General features: G+C 44.1%; 1 protein-coding gene. It reads left to right on the forward strand.

What is annotated here, in order from left to right:
* On the forward strand, nt 1–100 hold a 100-nt coding region (locus FC99_RS13595; protein WP_191982037.1), incomplete at its 5' end, for a transposase.
* Between the last annotated feature and the right edge of the window lie 514 nt (nt 101–614).

Below are 614 nucleotides of genomic sequence, written 5' to 3' on the forward strand. Positions count from 1 at the left end.
GGGTGGACATCTTTGGTCACCTAGTTACTTCATGAGTACTCTTGGTGATATGAGCAAGACGACCGTAGAAAACTACATTGCCAATCAGCGAAAAGTATAGTGACATTCATCCCTTGTTTGAAAGCAAGGGAATTCTGCCTAATTTATATTAAAGGTTAGTCGTGCGCGTTTGATTGTTCGGGTAACCAGGGTCACCCACAACAATAACTATGATAGCACACCACGGCGATTAGGCCAAAGTTGTCTTAAACATTTGCGTCCCATAAAATTGGTAATATATGGCCCATAGCCAAACTTAATCGCGATGATTATAAATAACATTCGGATACGTGTTCGCGGGTTGTATGCCACTTATGTAGGAAATTACAAGAAGATCTGCAGTGTCCATTGGCTATACAGTGGACCAGCCTGTTGCATACTTTGATTAAATTTTCTGTACCATCTGGTAAGCTGTCATCGAAATGGCCGTGCCCACTTTGATGTCAGTATTTTGTTTCTGACGCCGCGGGGTTGCCAGACACACCGCCACTGCGGTCATGCGCCCGCTCTTCCTGTTCTTTTTTTGCACAAAAAAAGAACCCAATCACTGGGTTCTTTCGTTCGCGTGGCAACGT

It is taken from the genome of Levilactobacillus koreensis JCM 16448 (genome assembly GCF_001435525.1).
GTDB classification, from domain to species: Bacteria; Bacillota; Bacilli; order Lactobacillales; family Lactobacillaceae; genus Levilactobacillus; species Levilactobacillus koreensis.